We start from the raw sequence: 18,986 nt of genomic DNA, 5'->3' as shown, positions 1-18,986 counted from the left end.
TATCAACGCCATTAACCAGAAGGAGATAAACCATGCACTTAAATCTGACCGAATCCTGCGCTGAAGCGGGTATTTATGCGACCAGTGAGGCCGAACGCGCGTACTGGCTGAGCCGCGAAAAGTCATATCTGACCGCGTCCGTCGAAATCGACGTACACGCCTTCCATGATGCGCTGGGGCTGATGTACCCGATGAACTGGCGCAGCAGTCAGAACGGCGAGTGTGAAACCTTCATGCTGGCGGAAATGGTCTGCGGTAATGTGACCGAAATCTACGCGCGGATCGGTATCCGTTATTACCGGATGCGCGACTACAGCAACCTTGACCACGCGGAGATTCTGGCACGCGTTAAGGAGGGAGTGCAGCGCCAGAAATGAAAAAGGCAGACTTTCGTCTGCCATATCCCGCCGGATTTACCCGCTTGCAACGATTAATCCGGCCTTCACCAAAAGGAACAAACCAATGCAATTCAGTGAAGTTTCGATTGTTACACCGACCGCCCTGTATGTCCAGATGCTTGAGGCGGAAAACGCACCCGTAAAAAAACAGGTGCGTATTAAACGCAGTGATATCGACCGTGACGACATCAGCGCCGAAATGCGGGCGCTGGGCCGTCACATAGCGCACTGCCGGAAGAAGGGGCGCGCCGTTCGTATTCCTGCCATGCGCGGGAGTGAGTGGGGGCAGGTGTTACGCACGCTCGAACTGAAGCGGGCATTTAACTGATAACTGAGCCGCTCCTTACGGGGCGGCATTTAAGGAGGAAATATGTCTCAACTCAGTTTTGCCAGCTTCTTTGATCAGGCGAGAGAAGCCGCACCCTTAACACCCGCTAAACCCGTATTGCCCACCGTGAATGCGCAGCCGATACTGCACCGGATGATGACAATCGACCAGGCCCGCCGCCAGTTTATCAGCGTGTTCAGGGATACCGCCCGCAGCCTGCGCCGCTGGGAGGTGTTCAGCGACTTTATCACGCTGGCCGCCAGCGAGCTGGATATGGCGCGGATAAGAACGCCAGAGAATATTGAGCAGAGCCGCAAAATCTGCGCGAAGTACAGCGAGAGTGATATCAGCAACCTGCATACGCTTTTCTGCCTGATGGTCTGCGCACTGGAGGCCAAATTCCACGACTTCCTCGGCGCGATCTTCATGGAGCTTGAGCTTGGCGACGACCGCAACGGACAGTATTTCACGCCGTATCACGTCCAGTCACTGCTGGCGAGGCTGCTGATGCCGGACGTCGACGAAACGATACGCCGTGAGGGATTCGTTACCGTCAGCGATCCGGCAAGCGGTGCGGCGGGAATGATTGTGGCGTATGCGGAATATCTGCTGGAGGCGGGCTATAACCCGTCTGAACATATGTTCGGAAGCTGCATCGATATTGATTCTGTTGCGGCCGATATGGCGTTTATTCAGCTTTCCCTGCTGGGTATTCCTGCCGAGGTGGTCACGGGCAATACGCTGACGATGAAGTTAAACAGGGTGCGGTATACGCCTGTGTACTACATCAACAACTTTGGTAAGCGGCTGGACGATCAGCGCCGTATCAGTGCCATGCGCGAATTTTTGCGCTGTATAAATGACGCTGCATAGCTATCCAGAAGGGCAGGGGAGTGTCCTGCCTTTCGTGGCATCAAAGGCCGCGCGCCTGCGGCGCAGAATAAGCAGGCTGCGCTGACGCGCTGCCTGCATTATTCCGGCGCGTGGTAGTCTGAAGTTCCTGTCTTTTGGTCAGGTGGTTAATATTCCTCATTCTCCTGCTGGCGATGGTCTTTATTATTCTGCCGCGGATATGGATATTATCCTTTCTTTTCCGGGCGTCGTCCCTGAAGGGACACGGCTGTCGTGAACGGAGCCGGTAAACCGTCTCCGCCCTTCGGGCGTCCATCCTGACGTAAATTCAAATTCACGCTTGCTGCATCCCGAATGGATGCGCCGCTTTCACCGTGGCGGTAATAAATTACCCCCACTCTGAAGCCCGTAACGGTAATTCGTCTTACGCCGATTTTCCGTTACGGGATGTGTGCATTCTCCTGGTGTGACTATCGCCCGATTTCATCAGTTCGCGGAGGGCTGCTTTTAGCATCAGCCAGTAAGGAAATAAAGGGGTATATAAACGCTGCGCGCCCCTTTATTTCCTTACTGTCAGCTGCTCATTGCCCTTCGCCGCTCAGTGATGAAGTCGAACGATGTAATAACCCAATGAGGAGAAAACCAGAATGCACACATTAAACGTCAAAACCGCCACTCGTGAATCAGCCGAACAATTTAAGATCGATGAACGCCAGCGCTACTCTGTTACAGATGGTGATGAACGTCTGGATTTTATTCCTGCGCTCTTTTTTACGCCTTCTGCTGATAACATGATTGCCAGCTGGTTACGTCAGCATTCAGATTATGATGGCGGTTTCTGGAATTACTGGATTATTCCGCAGGGCACCGGAGGAAACATTGCTCCGAACTGTGTCAGATTCACCACGACGCAAACCGGATATATCGCACCGGAAGGTGAACAGCGCTATAACATGGTTATTCCCGGTAATTACTTTGAAGCAGAGGTCAGTGCCGATGCTGCCGGAATTATTGCGACCCTGATGATCATGAACTGGTTGTCCTGGCAGGTTGCAGATATGGGGCCTGAATATTCGAAAGTCTGTAAACACCTCGTCGCTCGTCAGGATGCACTGAAAGACTACATCAGTATCATAAAACACCCTGAAGCAGATTTAATTTATCGGGCTATTGATTGACGACATAAATACTGGATGAATAAAAAGACCTCCTGTTGAGGTCTTTTTACTGTTTTGCAAGAGTCTGCGCTGCATTTTTATTATTCTTTATAGCCCGATATGTTGCCTCAATTTTTCTGGCATAGACATATCTTCTCTGCGCCTGTTCTTCTGTTTTCCTGAAACCTGCATTATAAGCGCCCACGGCCTGCCAGCTGACTCCCCACTTTTTGAATGCAATTGCAAGATAGTAAGCCCCGGTGTAGATATTCATACACGGATCGGAAAGAAGATGCTCCGGTTTTATTCCATAACGAGCCAGTTCGTTAAAGTGCTGGGAGTCCACCTGCATAAGTCCGGAGCCAAAACCCGAAACAGGATTGTAGCCTTTTACGTATGTGCGGAAGTTCGATTCATTCCAGGAGATTGCCCGAAGCAGATCCGGATCTATATGATAATCCCTTCCTGCCAGATCAAAACAATCAGCAGCGTTCAACATTCCAGAAAAAGCCAACATTAAAAACGTAAGAGCAATCCGTTTCATTTCTTCCCTCCGGGCACCATGCCGGAAATACGTTAACCCATCCCATGCCCAGACTCAACTAATATGCACTCCTCACCACCAAAAGCTCCACACCCCACGCAAAATTAAAGTTTTGCTGATTGGGTATTCAAATCATGCAGTTAGTGAAAAAGTAATGTGAAATAATTTATTTTAATGTGTGTAAACGACTCGGTAGCGAGTTCTATTCGACTCGGTAAAAACTCTACTCAGAGTCATTTGTGACTATTTTTAATAAATCCATTGAGTTATGACTACGGCGAGTCTATATTCGAGTCGTGAATTTTTACAGTGTGTGTCGGCATGCAAGTCGTCTGTTTTCTGGCAGGGAGTTTGTGCCGAGTCGTGCATTTTTAGCTTTTCAAAATATTCTGAGGTACAGAAGTTTTGGAACTATAAATAAGGAGAAAATTATGGCCAGAGTTCAGGTCTATGTAAGCGATGAAGTGTCAGAGAAAATAAGAGTAATCGCTGAAAAACGTCGCGCTGAAGGAGCGAGAGATAAAGATGTAAGTTTTTCGAGCATTGCATCAATGCTGGTCGAACTTGGTCTTCGGGTCTATGAAGCGCAAATGGAAAGAAAAGAGTCTTCCTTTAATCAGGCGCTCTATAATAAAACTATTCTTGAAAATGTAATGAAAACTCAATTTATAGTCAGCAAGCTCCTGGCGATGGAGTCGCTGAGTCCGCATCTCGCAGGAAATGAAAAATTTGATTTCAGGGATATGGTTACGTGTATACGTGAAGATGTGCAACAGATTGTTGAAAAATTCTTCCCCCAGGAGGAAGAGTCTCAAGATAATTAGCTGAAAATGTTTGATAAATAGGATTTAGATCTGCTGTTTTTGAGTGACTTTGGCGTCAGTAATTGATATATTTTATGCAGACATAAGTAAAATTTGATGCTCGCCATTCAGTTTGGCGGGTCGCCGGTACACCGGGCTAGACCCCCGGGTGTACCGACTATACACAGAAACCTTCAGAGGAGGCTTCAATGCACCCGCGCGATCCTAGAGATCTCTCCCAATCAAGTCAATCATTAGATGATATTGTGAAGCGTTTTGATGCGCTCTATAAGTACTCACCTTTGCCTTTTTGCATTCGGAATCAATCCAGAAACCCCATATATAAAAATGATGCATATTTAGATTTCTTTCACCCATTATCAAAGTGTTTTTCAGGTGTCAGTTTTGATCCTGATGAAGTTGAGCTTGATTTGTCGACAATTGAGTTGGAGGCCTTTGTTATGGGGCCTGATACAGCTATTTGTAGAACTTTTAATTTGAATGGTGAGTTTTATCAGTTACGTGTTGAAATTCGTATGGTAAATAAAGAATTATATGCTTTATGGTTTATTAATTACTTCCCGGATTATCAAGCTTTATTCAATACCTCGAATAGGATAAAAAATGATGAGTTTGATTTTGATATTTTTATATCAGGGTTGACGAATAAAAAGATGATTACGTTATGTTTTTCAATTCTTGGTTTTCAACTTCATACGATGGCGCAATATTTAGGTGTCTCTGAAAAAGCAATTTCAAGCAGACTTTCTAGTGTGAAGAGTGAGCTTGCGAAATATTTTATTGATTACGATGACTTCAGATTCTACTGCATGAGAATGGACGTATACAGAAAGGTGAGAATGGTTGTTCTTAAGGTTTTGAATGTTAAATTTATGTAAAAAATATAGTGGAATTTTTCGCGTATTGAATAAATTGTATTCAATGTGTCACTATCCTGACGCAGGAATATGTTGAGAGGGAAAACATGATTAGACGTCACAGGCTTCGTGGCCCAACGGTAACTATGTCGATCTACCTTGACCCACAAACCGATCTTCTTATTTTGAAGGCGAAGGACAGAAGTGGTCGTTCTAAATCAGCTGAAGCGCTGATTCGGTTACGTGACCACCTGGAAAAATTCCCTGATTTCTATAACTCTGAAATGGCGGAGGTGATCCCAAACAATCTTGAACCCAAGTCACAAAATTAGTTTCTTAGGATTTTTATTTCAACAAATCTATCCGGTGTAATTAAAGGATTAATGAATATGACTGATGTGTCTGTTATTAACGCTGTACCCGCGACCCCTGCAAAGAAAAAATTCAGCAAAGTCGCGTTACTCAAAGCGCTGAAGTTTGCCCTGCCTGTCGCAGCCCTTGCTGCGTTTTTCCCTGATACGGTTCTTGCCTCGACTGCGGGTAAAGATCTGATGTCCAGCGGCGATGCAACCGTTAAAGGAACATTTGGTAAAGACTCCAGCGTGGTTAAGTGGGTTATTCTTGCCGAAGTTCTGGTGGGCGCCGTGATGTATATGACGACCAAGAACCTCAAGTTCCTGGCGGGCTTTGCGATCCTGTCCGTATTCGTCACGGTAGGTATGTCTGTCGCAGGATACTGATATCCAGCGACAGCCGTTCAGAGCCACTTCCGACTATTAAATTCCGGTTTAATTCTGAATGCCCTTCACGAGCATTCACGGGAGGGCTTTGCCTGTAATCCGGCTGGCAGGTATTTCCATACTGCCAGCTGTACCGGAGACGGAACATATATGGCAGATGAATCTCTCAAAAAATATCGCTTTCCCGAAACCCTGACGAATCAGAGCCGCTGGTTTGGCCTTCCTGTGGATGAGCTTATTCCGGCGATTGTCTGCCTGGGGTGGGGATTCTGGACCCAGCATTATATCCCCGGAATTATCGCTGCCGTACTGGCCTATCTCGGAATTAAAAAGCTCAAAAAAGGGCGGGGCAGTTCATGGCTACGGGACCTGGTCTACTGGTATATGCCGACCTCACTGCTGAGGGGGATTTTTCATGATGTACCCGACTCATGCTACCGCCAGTGGATTAAATAGACAGGAATAATCAGATGGAACACGGAGCACGATTAAGTACACAGCGGGTTATTGCCATCGGCTTTATTGCCATGGGGGTGGTTATTCTGGGAAGCATCACCACCAATGTTATTCAGGCCGTCAACAACTACCGCCTTCAGAATGAGCAGAAGTCTATCGTCACGCCAATGCTTTTCAACGCGCCGTTTGCCGTGTCGCAGAACCAGGCAGATGCCTCCTACCTGCAACAGATGGCCCTGTCGCTTATCGCCCTTCGCCTCAATGTTACCCCGGAAACCGTTGATGCCTCTCATGAGCAGCTGCTGTCCTATGTCAAACCCGCAGCGCAGAACGAGCTGAAAATCCGGCTTGCTGAGGATGCGAAGCGCATTAAGGACAACAACGTTAACTCGTCTTTCTATATGACCAGCGTGAAGGTTTACCCGGCAAGCAGCCGCGTGGACGTACGCGGCCAGTTGAAGACCTGGATAGGCGACTCGAAACCGTATCCCGAGCTGAAACAGTACGTTCTCAAGTTCGAGCGCGAGGACGGCATCAGCTGGCTCAGTCACTTCGGAGAAATCACCGATGAACAAAAATAGTCGCCGTGCGCTGCTGGCGTTGCTGATGCTCGCTTCCGGTCAGACGGTAGCCGCACCCGCTGCGCTTTCTGCCACGATTGTCCCGTTGACGAACGGCGGACAGGCCAGCATCGTGGTCAGCAATACCGACCCGAACCTTTTTACAGTCGCAGGTGACCGCGTGACGGCCCTGACCAGCCTCGACGGTGAGCTGACGCGTCAGGAACAGACGGCAAGCGGTGGTGTGATTGTCAGCACCCTCAACAAAAAGCCCTTCACGTTCATTCTGGAAACCGAACGCGGCCTCAACTTCTCGGTACAGGCCGTGCCACGTGCGGGCGCGGGGCGAACCATCCGGCTGGTCAGCGAGCTGTCCGGTACGGGTGAAGCGGCGCGCACCTGGGAAGAGTCTTCCCCCTACGAGGCCACGCTGGTTTCCCTGAGCCAGCATCTGCTGGGCGGGCAGCTTCCGTCCGGCTGGCAGGCTATCCCCGTTACGCATGAAGCCCTCAACGCTCCCGCCGGACTTTCTGCAGTCCCCGAGCGCGTCTGGGTGGGTAATCACCTTAAGGTGGTGCGCTATCGCGTCACCAACAATACCGGGATGGCCCGCAACATCGCGGAAAGCGACTTCTGGCAGAGCGGCATTCGCGGCGTGCTGTTTGGTGAAGCCTCGCGTCAGCTGATGGCGGGCGGCGCCCTGCAGGTCTTCATTATCAGCAGCGGAGGTGCGGCTGATGGCCAGCATTAATTCAGTGGTGAAGCGCAAGCAGTTTATCTGGCTGAGTATCGTGCTGGCGACCGTGGGCGTGGTGGGCGGCGGCGGCTGGTATCTGGCGGATGCACGCTACGAGGGCAGCAGCGATGCGGCAGCCGCCGGCGAGCCTGCGCCCGATATGACCGGCGTGGTGGACAGCACCTTTGACCAGAAGGTGCAGCAGCATGCCACGACCGAGATGCAGGCTACGGCCTCCGAGATGCAGAAGCAGTATGCCGAAATGCGCCGCGAGCTTGAGCTGCTCAGCAAGGGGCAGGCAGGCTATCAGCACCAGATTGACAAACTCAGTCAGGATAATGCGGCGCTTTCCGCTCAGGTCAGCGCGCTGGGGGCGAAACCCGTCACCGCATCGGGTGAGCCGGCCCCGCAGCCGCCAGTGCCTGCGCCGGGGCCTGAAGGTGAGCCGCAGCCGACCGGTTTCCCGCCGCAGACGGGGGCCGTCCCGCCGCCGACCGCGTTCTATCCTGGTAACGGCGTCACGCCGCCGGCGCAGGTGCAGTACCAGCCCATCCCCGTACCCAACCAGCTGCGCCGGCAGTCTTTTGCCCACAGCGACGAGAGTAAAGGTCCGTCCCTGCCGTACATCCCGTCGGGCAGCTTCGCCAAATCGATGCTGATTGAGGGGGCTGACGCCAATGCCTCCGTAACCGGTAACGAGTCCACGGTGCCGATGCAGCTGCGCATTACGGGCAGGGTGGAAATGCCCAACAGCAAAAGCTACGACCTGACCGGCTGCTTCATCGGGCTTGAAGCCTGGGGCGACGTGTCCAGCGAACGCGCCATCGTACGCACCCGCAACATCAGCTGCCTGAAGCACGGCGTCACCATCGACCAGCCCATTGCCGGGCACGTGAGCTTCCGGGGAAAAAACGGCATCAAGGGCGAGGTGGTGATGCGAAACGGCAAAATCCTCGGCTGGGCATGGGGCGCGGGATTTGTTGACGGCATCGGTCAGGGCGTGCAGACCGCGTCCCAGCCTTCGGTCGGCCTCGGCGCCACGGCATCACTCGGCGCGGGTGACGTGATGAAGATGGGGATTGGCGGAGGCGCCTCCAAAGCCGCCCAGACCCTCAGCGACTACTACATCAAACGCGCAGAGCAGTACCACCCCGTCATTCCTATTGGGGCGGGTAACGAAGTGACCGTTGTCTTTCAGGACGGTTTTCAGCTGAAAACCATTGAAGAGCTGGCGCACGAGAATGACAGAAGCAAAGCGGAGGGCGACGACCGCAGCCCGGTTCCGCCGCCGTCAGTCCCGCAGGGCGGCATGAACGGGTTCAGTACCGACCAGATGCTCAACCAGCTGGGCAGGCTTAACCAGAGCCAGTTTATGCCGAAGGCCGACTCACAATAACCCCACGTAAAGGAACCGCAAATGAACAAGACAGTGCCTGTTGCGCTCACGCTGGCCAGTCTCCTGACGCTGTCGGGATGTGCCGGTACAACGAGCGATTTTGAGTGTAACGCGACGACATCCGATACCTGCATGACCATCGAGCAGGCCAATGAGAAAGCCAAACGACTGGAGGAGGCCAGCGCGGTAAAGCCGGGTGCGACATCGCTGCCGCGCCTGGCTGAGGGTAATTTCCGGACCCGGTCCGTGCAGCCCCTGACGCTGCCGGCTGAACCGGTGCATGCCATCGCATCCAGGAATGCACCTCTGACGGGTACACCGACTCTCCCCCGCCCGCAGCCGCACTCAGCCTCACGGGCGCCGCTCTCCACGGTCACGCCGGTTACTGTGTCGCCGCCAGGGCGCGAGTCCATCGTGGACCCGAGGCCGCTTCGCGTCGGTGAAAAGACGGCCGGGCTGTGGATCGCGCCCTATATCGATACGCAGGACGTTTATCACCAGCCGACGCGGGTGTTTTTTGTTGTGAAACCCTCAGCGTGGGGAACCCCACGCGTTAACTGAAACCTGAACCGCCACCGCGTGTGGCACCCATTTTAACAATCTGTCGTTATCACGCGTGCCCTGAAACGTAAAAAGGGATGGGCGGTAGCGTGTCCGGACAGTGTGAGCAGGGAGCGTTGATGGCAGACGAACTCGATCTCCTGCAGGAGCAGGACGAATTGCTGAACCAGCTTCATATACAGGCCGCGAGGCAGCGATCCTGCCTGCAGGGCAAAAGCCGCAACCGGTGCGAATGCTGTGGCAATCGCATCCTCCTCAGGCGGCAGCAGGCCATCCCGGGCGTACGTACCTGTACGGAATGCCAGCGGGTTCTGGAAATACGAGAAAAACAGTATCTGAGGTGACCGATGGGAAGAAGAAAAACCAATGTGATGGTCGTGGGGAAAACCGGTAGCGGTAAGACAGCCATCAGCGTTGAGGTTATGCGGACCTTTTTATCAGAACGACAACTCCGCGACTGGCGTGAATTGCGCAAAGACATTCAGAACGATGGCAAAAAACCAGGAGACGAACATCATGACAACCAACAGTAACAGCGGTCCGGGTAAGACCCGCCACCTTAACGATATAGCGGCCTGCTGCGAGGCGATGGGGATGCGTGTCATCTGTGTTAATGCCGCAGAGCGCGACTTCTGGCTTTCAGCGTCTCAGCAGAGCGCTCCCGCCCTTGACGGGAAGGCTGGGATTTCTCAACACATAATGCAACGGCAGCGTGGGCACTGTCTGTTCCTGGGTAAAGCAGGCTCAGGTATGAGCGTAACAAAACAGCAGATGAGGGTTTTCCTGGCGAAGTCTTACGTCACCCGGATTAAAGCGCTGTACAGCGGAGAGGACGGGGAGAGGCTGGCGGAGGCTATCAGACACAACTGCAGCGTCTGGTTTCCGCTGAATCCCGGAGGTAAAGGGAATGATGCTTAAGCTTCTGTCCGTCCTGCTGTATTGCCTTAGATGGCTTGCCTGGGCTTTTCACTATCTGATTATCTGGCCTGCCGCCACGCTGATGCTGCTGGTTGCCATGCTTTTGTGGATGGATAACACCACGCCCGGAGAGGCGATGGCGCAGGAAATTATGGCCGTCACGCATAACGTCAGCAGTGGCGAGTTTCGTATTGCGGTCTGCCGTGATGAACCTTTACAACCCTTTATACCGCCTGCTCCGCAGAACAAGTCCTCCGGCCTCACGCTGCATGACGCTCCCTCTGCCGTCTGCCATGACCGGGGCAGCGTCGTCACCGATGCTAAAGGATATGCCGGTCATGTTGACGGGGCGCTGAGTGCGTTTAAGTTGCTGTGGATTGTGATGGCCATTGTGTTTTCAGGGGCGGCGCTGCTTATGGGATGCCGTCCGTATTTCTGCCTGTACGGTCAGATGCGCTCAGTGCGTTTTCGCTACGGTATCCCCGCCAGCCGCCCGGCCCCTGCGACGGAAGCGGTCAAAACGGCCGACAATAAAAAGGAGGGGGATCATGAGTAATCCGCTGGACTCCGTCACCCGCACGGTCAACTCGCTGCTGACGGCCCTGAAGATGCCCGATGCGTCCTCTGAGGCGAACGATGTCCTCGGGCAGATGCGCTTCCCGCAGTTTAGCCGCGTGCTGCCGTACCGCGACTACGATGCGGAAACCGGCCTCTTCATGAACGAAAAGACGATGGGCTTTATGCTCGAGGCGCAGCCCATCAACGGCGCCAACGAAACTATCGTTTCGTCGCTGGAAAACCTGATGCGCACCAAGCTGCCCCGCGAGGTGCCGGTGGCCGTTCACCTGGTGTCCAGCCATCTGGTGGGTCAGGATATCGAGTATGGCCTGCGCGAGCTCTCATGGACGGGGGAAAAGGCTGATACGTTCAACGCCATCACCCGCGCCTACTATCTCAGGGCCGCAGAAGAAGGGTTCCCGCTGCCCGATCACCTCAACCTGCCGCTGACCCTGCGTAACTACCGGGTGTACATCTCCTGCTGCGTCCCCCGTAAGCGCGGAAGTAAGGCCAGCGTGATGGAGATGGAAAACCAGGTCAAAATCATCCGCGCCTCGCTGCAGGGGGCGCAGATAGCCACCCGCAGCGTGGATGCGGATGCCTTTATCCGCATTGCGGGCGAAATGATTAACCACAACCCGGATGCGCTGTATCCCACCGAACGGGAACTGGACCCGCTCAAGGATCTGAACTACCAGTGCGTGGACGATACCTTTGACCTGAAGGTGAAGGCCGACTACATGACGCTGGGGCTGCGCGGTAACGGTCGCAACAGCACCGCGCGCATCATGAACTTCCAGCTGACCAAAAATCCGGAGCTGGCCTTCCTCTGGAATATGGCCGACAACTACAGCAACCTTCTCAACCCGGAACTGTCCGTTTCGTGCCCGTTTATCCTGACGCTGGTCCTTAGCGTGGAAGACCAGGTAAAGGCGCAGAACGAGGCCAACCTGAAGTTCATGGATCTTGAGAAGAAGTCCAAGACCAGCTACGCCAAGTTCTTCCCGGGCGTGGCGCAGGAGGCAAAAGAGTGGGGCGATCTGCGCCAGCGCCTGTCGTCCGGGCAGTCCTCGCTGGTGAGCTATTTTCTGAACGTGACCCTCTTCTGCCGCGATGACCAGGAAACTGCGCTGAAGGTCGAGCAGGACGTACTGAACAGCTTCCGTAAAAATGGCTTCGAGCTGATTTCCCCGCGCTTTAACCATATGCGCAATTTTCTCGTGAATCTGCCGTTTATGGCGGGCGGCGGCCTCTTTAAGCAGCTGCGCGAGTCCGGCGTGCTGCAGCGCGCCGAAAGCTTTAATGTCGCCAATCTGATGCCGGTGGTGGCGGACAGCCCGCTGGCCACTTCCGGCCTGCTGGCACCGACCTACCGCAACCAGCTGGCGTTTATCGACCTGTTCAGCCGCGGCATGGGTAACACCAACTTCAATATGGCGGTGTGTGGCACCTCCGGCGCGGGGAAAACCGGGCTTATCCAGCCCCTGATACGCAGCGTTATCGACTCCGGCGGCTTCGCCGTGGTGTTCGACATGGGCGACGGCTACAAGTCCCTGTGCGAGAACATGGGCGGGGTCTACCTCGACGGCGAGACGCTGAAGTTTAATCCGTTCGCTAACGTCACCGACGATACCATCGATGAGATGGCCGAACGCCTGCGGGACCAGCTGTCCGTGATGGCCAGCCCCAACGGCAACCTGGACGAGGTGCACGAAGGTCTGCTGCTCAAGGCGGTGAAGGCCACCTGGCTTACGAAGAAAAACCAGGCGCGCATTGACGACGTGGTGGACTACCTGATGATGGCCCGCGACAGCGAGGAGTACAGCGGATCGCCAACCATCCGCAGCCGCCTCGATGAGATGGTGGTACTGCTGACCCAGTACACCCGCGACGGGGTGTACGGCAGCTACTTCAACTCCGACGAACCGTCCCTGAAGGACGAAGCCCGGATGGTGGTGCTTGAGCTCGGCGGACTGGAGGACAGGCCGTCCCTCCTGGTGGCGGTGATGTTCTCGCTCATTCTCTACATTGAGAACCGCATGTACCGCACGCCGCGCAGCCTGAAGAAGCTCAACGTGATAGACGAAGGCTGGCGCCTGCTGGACTTCAAGAACAACAAGGTCGGGGCGTTTATCGAGAAGGGCTACCGTACCGCCCGCCGCCATACAGGTTCGTACATCACCATTACGCAGAACATCGTCGATTTTGACTCGGAAACGGCCTCCAGCGCCGCCCGCGCGGCATGGGGTAACTCGTCCTACAAAATTATCCTCAAGCAGTCCGCCAAAGAGTTCGCCAAGTACAACCAGCTGTACCCGGACCAGTATTCGCAGCTGCAGCGCGACATGATTAAAGGTTTTGGCAGCGCGAAGGACAACTGGTTCAGCAGCTTTATGCTGTCGGTTGAGCACCTGACGTCCTGGCACCGCCTGTTCGTCGATCCGCTCAGCCGGGCAATGTACTCCTCGGACGGTCCGGACTTTGAGTTTCTGCAGCAGCGACGCCGGGAAGGGCTGAGTATTCACGAAGCCGTCTGGGAGCTGGCGTGGAAAAAATCCGGGCCGGAAATGGCCGCGCTGGAGCGCTGGCTTCACGAGCATGAAGGGAAGACCATCTCATGAAAAAACACGTACTCATTAACGCCGCGCTGATTGCCGGCACGCTGGCTGCGGGCGCAGGCATCAGCTGGCTGGTCTGCCAGCTTAACCGTCCTGTGGTTGTGGCCTTCAACATGAAATCCACGGTGGATGCCTTCTTTGACAGCGCCGGTCGCCGTTCACTGGACGAGGCGCAGACAAAAGCACTTTCAGACCGCTTTAACGCGTCACTGGAGGCCAGCCTCAGGGACTGGCAGGTCCGCCATCGTGCCCTCATCCTTGTCGCACCTGCCGTGGTGCAGGGGGCGCCGGATATCACGCGTGAAATCCAGACTGACGTGGCCCGCCGGATGAAGGAGGGGGGGTGATGCGCGCCCTTGCCCTGGGCCTGACGCTGCTGACCGGCAGCGTGACGGCCGCTGACCTCGGGACGTGGGGCGATCTCTGGCCGGTGGCGGAGCCGGATATGCTGACCGTTATCGAAAGCCGGCTGCAGACGCTGGCGCAGTCCGGCGAGATGGACAAAAAGATGGCGGAGTTTAAGGCGCGCGTGGTGCGCAACAGCCAGCGCCCGCCTGCCGTTGAGGGAATAACCCGCGCGGTGCGCTACGAGCGGCGCTGGTTTGACCCGAGCGTGCGGGTGGACAAGGCGCTTGCCGACGACAGGGGCAACGTGTTTGCTCAGGCGGGGCAGGTCTTTAATCCGCTTGATGTGGTGCCGTTTAACGAAACCCTGCTGTTTATCAACGGCGACGATGCGGAGCAGCTCGCGTGGGTACAGCGACAGAAGCCTGACACCCTGATCACCCGCATCATTCTGGTTCAGGGCAACATTCCGCAGACGTCGGAGAAGCTCGACAGCCGCATTTTCTTCGACCAGAACGGGGTGCTGACCGCCCGGTTCGGCATAAGCCAGGTGCCGGCGCGGGTAACGGCGGCACCCAGCGGAAAGCGCCTGCAGGTGGAAATCATTCCGCCCGATATGGCGCAGCATGATGCAGGAGGTGTCCGGTGAAAATGCTGACCGTCTCTCTGTTCGGGCTGCTTCTGTGGGGTAACAGCCACATGGCAGCGGCGGACGCCGCCTGCGAAGGGCGCTTCGTCAATCCGATCACCGATATCTGCTGGCGCTGCATGTTCCCCCTGTCGCTCGGCAGCACAAAAGTCACGGGCGGGGATTTACCGGACACGTCCAATCCCGGTAGCCCGATACAGTTTTGTCCCATGCCACCGCCGGTATTTCAGCGCGTTGGCCTGGCAATAGGGTACTGGGAGCCGATGGCCATGACCGATGTGGCACGTTCTCCGGGCTGCATGGTGAACCTCGGCGGATTCACCGTTAATCTCGGGAAAATGGGGATGGGCGCCGCCAAAAAAGATGACAAACAGGTCAATGGCGCGTTCTACCACGTGCACTGGTACAAATATCCGCTGACGTACTGGCTCAATATCATCACCTCCCTCGGGTGTCTGCAGGGCGGCGATCTGGATATCGGATACCTGTCTGAAATCGACCCGACATGGGGGGACAGCGCCCTGACCTCCATTCTGAATCCGGAGGCGGTCATTTTTGCCAACCCCATCGCGCAGGGCGCATGTGCGGCCGACGCGGTGGCCAGTGCAGCAAAAACGTCGGTTGACGCGCTGTTCTGGTGTGCCGGATCGCAGGGGTCAATGTATCCCTTTAACGGCTGGGTGAGCAATGAGTCCAGCCCCCTGCAGTCTTCCGTTCTGGTCAGCGAGCGCATGGCGTTCAAGCTGCACCGTCAGGGTCAGATAATGGAGAGCGTCGGGGAGGATAAAAAGGTCTGCTTCGAGTATCCGTCACCCATTATTCCCAAAACGCGCTGGCGCTATCAGATGGTGAATATGTATCCGGACGTGGCGCAGTGCCATCCCTTCGGCCGAACGGTCATGCGCTGGGAAACGGGGCGTAACCCGCCGAACACGAAGAAAAACTACGGCTATCTTCTCTGGCGCAAGCGCAACTGCGTCTTCCTCTGAGAAAAAGGAAACTTCCATGAAAACTCTGTCCGGTCTGACGGCGGCGCTGCTGCTGTCAGCATACTGTTGCACTGCGCTGGCGTCAGGGGCTGATGAGGCGAACCGCGAGTTTATTCGTCAGCAGGAGTCTTTCAGCCAGCAGCTGAGGGGGCAGGACAACGCGCCGCTGCGCCAGATGCTGGAGCAGCAGGTGCGCCAGAACCCTCTTTCAGCAGACGACGCCCGCTTTATCGGGGAGCTGAAACAGCGCCAGCGCGAGGACCAGCAGGATAAACCCACGCACGGTGCCCTGTATTTCGTCTCTTTTGCCATCCCGCAGGCGGGGCTTAAGCGCATGCTGACCGAGGCCCGCCGCTACGATATTCCCGCCACCCTGCGGGGTATGGTCAACAACGACATGAAAACGACGGCAACCGCCGTGATGGCGCTTGTTCAGGACGGCTCAGCCAGCGGCGTCGCCATCGACCCGACCCGCTTTCGTGAGTACGGGATCACCAGCGTGCCGTCCCTGGTGGTGTACTGCGAGGCGGGCCACGACGTGATTCGCGGCAATCTTCATCTGAAGCAGGCGCTGGAAAAGGTGGTGGGGAAGGGCGAGTGCAGGGATGAGGCGCAACAGCTGCTTAATAAAGGAGATGCCCGATGAAAAGAGCAATACTGATGTCGATGCTGGCCATTGCCACCACGATGGCAAGCGTGAATGCATTTGCCGATGCTGACGCGCAGTACAGGGCGGGGGCTGATTTTGCCCGTCAGGTACAGGGGCAGGGTGAGAGCAGCCTGAAAAACTTTAACCCCTCAGCGTCTATCCCCAACTATACCGCCTCACCCGGTGAGAAAAAGTACTATGGCGGTGTGACGGCGACCGGTGATGGTGCGCTGAAAGCGGACGGTACCACGGGCTGGACTACTAATGAGGCTACAAAAGCCGTCACCGACTCGTTTGTTAACAACCCGAAGGAGCCCATTTCGCCCGACGCGCCGTTTATTAAGGCCAGCCAGGATGTCCAGTCCCGCGCTGATACCATCATCGGCAAAACGGGGCAGACGCAGTGCGAAGCGCAGAATATCAGCCGCAGTGAGTTCACCAACTATACCTGTGAGCGCGACCTGCTGGTTGAGCAGGCCTGTACGCGCACGGCCAGCATTACCGGCCACTATGAAGATACATCTGAAACAAAACAGATTGTTATCCAGTCTCAGAATATTTCGTTTGCTTCCTCCGAAGCGGGATACACAGGAACATGGACTGCGCCGGTGACAGGGAAGGTTGTTGCTGCAACAGCCACCTATTCCTGGAATAAACGTCTGGCGTTCAGTAATCCTAACTGGTTTATGCGAGTAACCACGCCTTTCGGGTTGATTTCCATGGATAACGATACCGGTAGCCTGGCGCTGAGTAGCGGCATGCAGCTGAAGAAAGGCGCAGGGATGGTGTTTTCCATTCGTACCAGGAGAAACAATCCCACTACAGATTCAATCTGGAAGCACAGCAATATGCGCTACAGCTTCACCGTTACGCTCCAGATTGAAATTCCCGCCAAAAAATGGGTACCAGACGTGGTCTGGAACGAATCCTGCCCGTTCAGCAAGAGCGAAGGTACGCTCAAAAAGACGGAATGTATTGAGCCGGGGAGCACAAAAACGGTGGTGGTTGACGGCGTGTCATACCCGGTCACGCAGGCTTGCTGGAAGTACAAAGACACGTATATGACCCAGGCTGCTGACAATGGCACCTGCAAAACCTACATGAACAATCCGGCCTGTACGCTTGCCTCACGCACCTGCGCCTTCACGGCAGAAGACGGCAGCGGCTGCCTGCATGAATACGCGACGTACTCCTGTGAAACACGTACTTCCGGCCAGGTGATGATATGTGGCGGCGACACCTTCTGTCTCGATGGTGACTGTGAGCGGGCGCAGAACGGTAAAAACAACGATTTTGCACCTGTCGTTTCGGCACTCGCCGCGCTGGCCGCTGCGGGCAAGGACGTGGCAGCCATTAACAGCGTTAACGTACGCGCCTTTACCGGCAGCGCGAAGTTCTGCAAGAAGTTTGCGGCAGGCTTCAGCAACTGCTGTAAGGACGGCGGCTGGGGCCAGGACGTCGGGCTTGCCAGGTGCAGCAGCGAGGAGAAAGCGCTGGGCAAGGCCAAAGAGAATAAGCTCACGGTCAGTATCGGTGAGTTCTGTTCAAAAAAAGTGCTCGGCGTCTGTCTCGAGAAGAAGCGCAGCTACTGTCAGTTTGACTCAAAGCTTGCCCAGATTGTGCAGCAGCAGGGACGTAACGGTCAGCTTCACATCGGCTTTGGCAAGGCCAGCAGCCCGGACTGTCGCGGCATCACCCAGACTGAGTTGCAACAAATCAAGTTCGACAAACTCGACTTCTCAAACTTTTTCGACGATCTGCAAAAGAACAAGAAAATCCCGGATAACGACACCCTGACGAAGCGCGTCCGCGAGGAAATCGCCGCGCAACTGAAGAACAAACAGTAAGCCACTCATCACTCACTCAGGACTCTCCATCATGAAAATTAAAGGATTTACTGGACGCCTTATCATCAGCCTGATTGTCGCCTCACCGGTGCTTTACTGGCGCGGGAATATCGTTGATGAAACAACCCGCATCGATGTGTTTTTTATGGCGCTGATGGTTGTGCTTTTCGTGGCGGGAGTTCTGCTGGCGTGGCTGTTAAACCCGCTTTTCAAACGATAACCGACCTGCTTCGGGATAAGGAAGGTTCCAGTGAAAAAGAGAAAGACAGCGTTAGCGCTGCTGCTTCTTGGCAGCGTTTTTACCGCCACAGGAAAAGATGCCGGCTGGCAGTGGTACAACGAAACGCGCAGAACGCCGGAGGACGACAAATCCTCTTCAACACAGCCTCAGCAGGCCTCGCCGGACATCATGGAGAAGCTTGCCACGCTTCAGCAGGCCACGAAGCGCGCCATGTACGAGGCCATTCTGTATCCGGGCGTGGAGAACTTTACCCGCTACTTCCGCCTGCAGAACTACTGGACGCAGCAGGCCGGGCTGTTCTCGATGAGCGCCAAAAAAGCCATGCTCGAGCACCCCGAACTGGACTACAACCTGCAGCACAGCCACTACAACGGTACCGTGCGCAACCAGCTGGCGGCGGACTTTGCCGACCAGCGCCGCGCCATTGAAACGCTGGCTCAGCACTATGGCGTGATGTTCTTCTACCGCGGACAGGACCCGATCGACGGCCAGCTGGTTCAGGTCATTAAAAACTTCCGCGAAACGTATCACCTCAGCGTCATTCCGGTTTCCGTGGACGGTATCGTGAATCCACTCCTGCCGGATACCCGAATGGACGGTGGACAGGCCAGCCGGCTGGGTATTCGTTACTTCCCGGCGCTGATGCTGGCCGACCCTAAAAGCGGGGCGGTCAAACCCGTCTCGTATGGCTTTATCAGCCAGGATGACCTGGCGAAGCAGTTCCTCAACGTTTCCACAGATTTTGCCCCCAACTTTTAATACA

The 18,986-nt window shown here is 55.1% G+C and carries 26 protein-coding genes; 25 read left to right on the top strand and 1 reads right to left on the bottom strand.

The features are described 5' to 3' along the window. Positions 1-32 precede the first annotated feature (32 nt). From SK35_RS26305 to SK35_RS26290, 4 genes are all read left to right on the top strand, one after another. Positions 33-377 carry a hypothetical protein gene (locus tag SK35_RS26305; protein WP_008324177.1) on the top strand — a complete coding sequence of 115 codons (345 nt, stop codon included), beginning with the start codon at positions 33-35 and terminating at the stop codon, positions 375-377. 85 nt (positions 378-462) lie between these two features. Beyond that, positions 463-726 carry a hypothetical protein gene (locus tag SK35_RS26300; protein ID WP_008324174.1) on the top strand — a complete coding sequence of 88 codons (264 nt, stop codon included), beginning with the start codon at positions 463-465 and terminating at the stop codon, positions 724-726. A 42-nt stretch (positions 727-768) separates the two neighbouring features. After that, on the top strand, positions 769-1,599 hold the full coding sequence (locus tag SK35_RS26295) for an N-6 DNA methylase (protein WP_008324171.1): 831 nt from the start codon (positions 769-771) through the stop codon (positions 1,597-1,599). Between the two features lie 626 nt (positions 1,600-2,225). Beyond that, positions 2,226-2,756 carry an antirestriction protein gene (locus SK35_RS26290; RefSeq protein WP_008324170.1) on the top strand — a complete coding sequence of 177 codons (531 nt, stop codon included), beginning with the start codon at positions 2,226-2,228 and terminating at the stop codon, positions 2,754-2,756. A gap of 46 nt (positions 2,757-2,802) precedes the next feature. On the opposite strand, the gene SK35_RS26285 is transcribed toward SK35_RS26290, so the two are convergent. After that, positions 2,803-3,279 carry a transglycosylase SLT domain-containing protein gene (locus tag SK35_RS26285; protein ID WP_008324168.1) on the bottom strand — a complete coding sequence of 159 codons (477 nt, stop codon included), beginning with the start codon at positions 3,277-3,279 and terminating at the stop codon, positions 2,803-2,805. A 431-nt stretch (positions 3,280-3,710) separates the two neighbouring features. On the opposite strand from SK35_RS26285, the gene traM reads away from it, so the two are divergent. The 21 genes from traM to traF all read left to right on the top strand — a co-directional run bounded on the left by traM (position 3,711) and on the right by traF (position 18,982). Beyond that, entirely contained in the window at positions 3,711-4,103 is a 393-nt protein-coding gene (gene traM / locus SK35_RS26280) for a conjugal transfer relaxosome DNA-binding protein TraM (protein ID WP_008324167.1), read from the top strand. Between the two features lie 188 nt (positions 4,104-4,291). Beyond that, positions 4,292-4,981 carry a hypothetical protein gene (locus SK35_RS26275; RefSeq protein ID WP_008324166.1) on the top strand — a complete coding sequence of 230 codons (690 nt, stop codon included), beginning with the start codon at positions 4,292-4,294 and terminating at the stop codon, positions 4,979-4,981. Between the two features lie 86 nt (positions 4,982-5,067). Further along, complete coding sequence (locus SK35_RS26270; protein WP_008324165.1) at positions 5,068-5,292, top strand: TraY domain-containing protein; 225 nt, start codon at positions 5,068-5,070, stop codon at positions 5,290-5,292. 57 nt (positions 5,293-5,349) lie between these two features. Next, complete coding sequence (gene traA, locus SK35_RS26265) at positions 5,350-5,700, top strand: type IV conjugative transfer system pilin TraA (RefSeq protein ID WP_016247536.1); 351 nt, start codon at positions 5,350-5,352, stop codon at positions 5,698-5,700. Positions 5,701-5,850: 150 nt separating this feature from the next. Continuing rightward, positions 5,851-6,156, top strand: coding sequence for a type IV conjugative transfer system protein TraL (traL, locus tag SK35_RS26260; RefSeq protein WP_008324160.1), 306 nt, complete (start codon positions 5,851-5,853; stop codon positions 6,154-6,156). Positions 6,157-6,170: 14 nt separating this feature from the next. Next, on the top strand, positions 6,171-6,737 hold the full coding sequence (gene traE, locus SK35_RS26255; protein WP_016247535.1) for a type IV conjugative transfer system protein TraE: 567 nt from the start codon (positions 6,171-6,173) through the stop codon (positions 6,735-6,737). Then, positions 6,724-7,467: a type-F conjugative transfer system secretin TraK gene (traK, locus tag SK35_RS26250; protein ID WP_032432561.1), complete on the top strand. Its 744-nt coding sequence runs from the start codon at positions 6,724-6,726 to the stop codon at positions 7,465-7,467. The genes traE and traK overlap by 14 nt, the downstream gene beginning before the upstream one ends. Then, positions 7,454-8,848 carry an F-type conjugal transfer pilus assembly protein TraB gene (gene traB / locus SK35_RS26245; protein ID WP_032432560.1) on the top strand — a complete coding sequence of 465 codons (1,395 nt, stop codon included), beginning with the start codon at positions 7,454-7,456 and terminating at the stop codon, positions 8,846-8,848. Before traK ends, traB begins: the two co-directional genes overlap by 14 nt. Positions 8,849-8,869: 21 nt before the next feature. Next, positions 8,870-9,409: a type IV conjugative transfer system lipoprotein TraV gene (gene traV, locus SK35_RS26240; protein WP_016247533.1), complete on the top strand. Its 540-nt coding sequence runs from the start codon at positions 8,870-8,872 to the stop codon at positions 9,407-9,409. Positions 9,410-9,528: 119 nt separating this feature from the next. Then, the gene (locus tag SK35_RS26235) at positions 9,529-9,753 is read left to right on the top strand and encodes a TraR/DksA C4-type zinc finger protein (RefSeq protein ID WP_016247532.1); all 225 of its coding nucleotides are present in this window, start codon (positions 9,529-9,531) and stop codon (positions 9,751-9,753) included. 3 nt (positions 9,754-9,756) lie between these two features. Then, on the top strand, positions 9,757-9,942 hold the full coding sequence (locus SK35_RS26230; protein ID WP_008324139.1) for a hypothetical protein: 186 nt from the start codon (positions 9,757-9,759) through the stop codon (positions 9,940-9,942). Beyond that, positions 9,926-10,327, top strand: coding sequence for a hypothetical protein (locus tag SK35_RS26225; RefSeq protein ID WP_032432557.1), 402 nt, complete (start codon positions 9,926-9,928; stop codon positions 10,325-10,327). The genes SK35_RS26230 and SK35_RS26225 overlap by 17 nt, the downstream gene beginning before the upstream one ends. Beyond that, positions 10,317-10,883, top strand: a complete 567-nt coding sequence (traP, locus tag SK35_RS26220; RefSeq protein WP_008324135.1) for a conjugal transfer pilus-stabilizing protein TraP — start codon at positions 10,317-10,319, stop codon at positions 10,881-10,883. The genes SK35_RS26225 and traP overlap by 11 nt, the downstream gene beginning before the upstream one ends. Continuing rightward, the gene (gene traC / locus SK35_RS26215; protein WP_008324134.1) at positions 10,876-13,506 is read left to right on the top strand and encodes a type IV secretion system protein TraC; all 2,631 of its coding nucleotides are present in this window, start codon (positions 10,876-10,878) and stop codon (positions 13,504-13,506) included. Before traP ends, traC begins: the two co-directional genes overlap by 8 nt. Then, positions 13,503-13,850: a type-F conjugative transfer system protein TrbI gene (trbI, locus tag SK35_RS26210; RefSeq protein ID WP_008324133.1), complete on the top strand. Its 348-nt coding sequence runs from the start codon at positions 13,503-13,505 to the stop codon at positions 13,848-13,850. The genes traC and trbI overlap by 4 nt, the downstream gene beginning before the upstream one ends. Then, a complete protein-coding gene (traW, locus tag SK35_RS26205; RefSeq protein ID WP_008324132.1) occupies positions 13,850-14,497 on the top strand; it encodes a type-F conjugative transfer system protein TraW in 648 nt (215 codons plus the stop codon). Before trbI ends, traW begins: the two co-directional genes overlap by 1 nt. A 2-nt stretch (positions 14,498-14,499) precedes the next feature. Next, positions 14,500-15,486 carry a conjugal transfer pilus assembly protein TraU gene (traU, locus tag SK35_RS26200; protein WP_032160671.1) on the top strand — a complete coding sequence of 329 codons (987 nt, stop codon included), beginning with the start codon at positions 14,500-14,502 and terminating at the stop codon, positions 15,484-15,486. A 16-nt stretch (positions 15,487-15,502) separates the two neighbouring features. Continuing rightward, complete coding sequence (gene trbC, locus SK35_RS26195; RefSeq protein WP_008324130.1) at positions 15,503-16,132, top strand: type-F conjugative transfer system pilin assembly protein TrbC; 630 nt, start codon at positions 15,503-15,505, stop codon at positions 16,130-16,132. Beyond that, positions 16,129-17,982 carry a type-F conjugative transfer system mating-pair stabilization protein TraN gene (gene traN / locus SK35_RS26190; RefSeq protein ID WP_016247529.1) on the top strand — a complete coding sequence of 618 codons (1,854 nt, stop codon included), beginning with the start codon at positions 16,129-16,131 and terminating at the stop codon, positions 17,980-17,982. The genes trbC and traN overlap by 4 nt, the downstream gene beginning before the upstream one ends. A gap of 31 nt (positions 17,983-18,013) precedes the next feature. Further along, positions 18,014-18,202: a conjugal transfer protein TrbE gene (gene trbE / locus SK35_RS26185; protein WP_008324128.1), complete on the top strand. Its 189-nt coding sequence runs from the start codon at positions 18,014-18,016 to the stop codon at positions 18,200-18,202. A gap of 30 nt (positions 18,203-18,232) precedes the next feature. After that, positions 18,233-18,982: a type-F conjugative transfer system pilin assembly protein TraF gene (gene traF / locus SK35_RS26180; protein ID WP_008324127.1), complete on the top strand. Its 750-nt coding sequence runs from the start codon at positions 18,233-18,235 to the stop codon at positions 18,980-18,982. Positions 18,983-18,986 lie beyond the last annotated feature (4 nt).

This window comes from Citrobacter sp. MGH105, assembly GCF_001037485.2.
GTDB lineage: Bacteria > Pseudomonadota > Gammaproteobacteria > Enterobacterales > Enterobacteriaceae > Citrobacter > Citrobacter portucalensis.
This window is presented reverse-complemented; position numbering and strand designations above follow the sequence as displayed.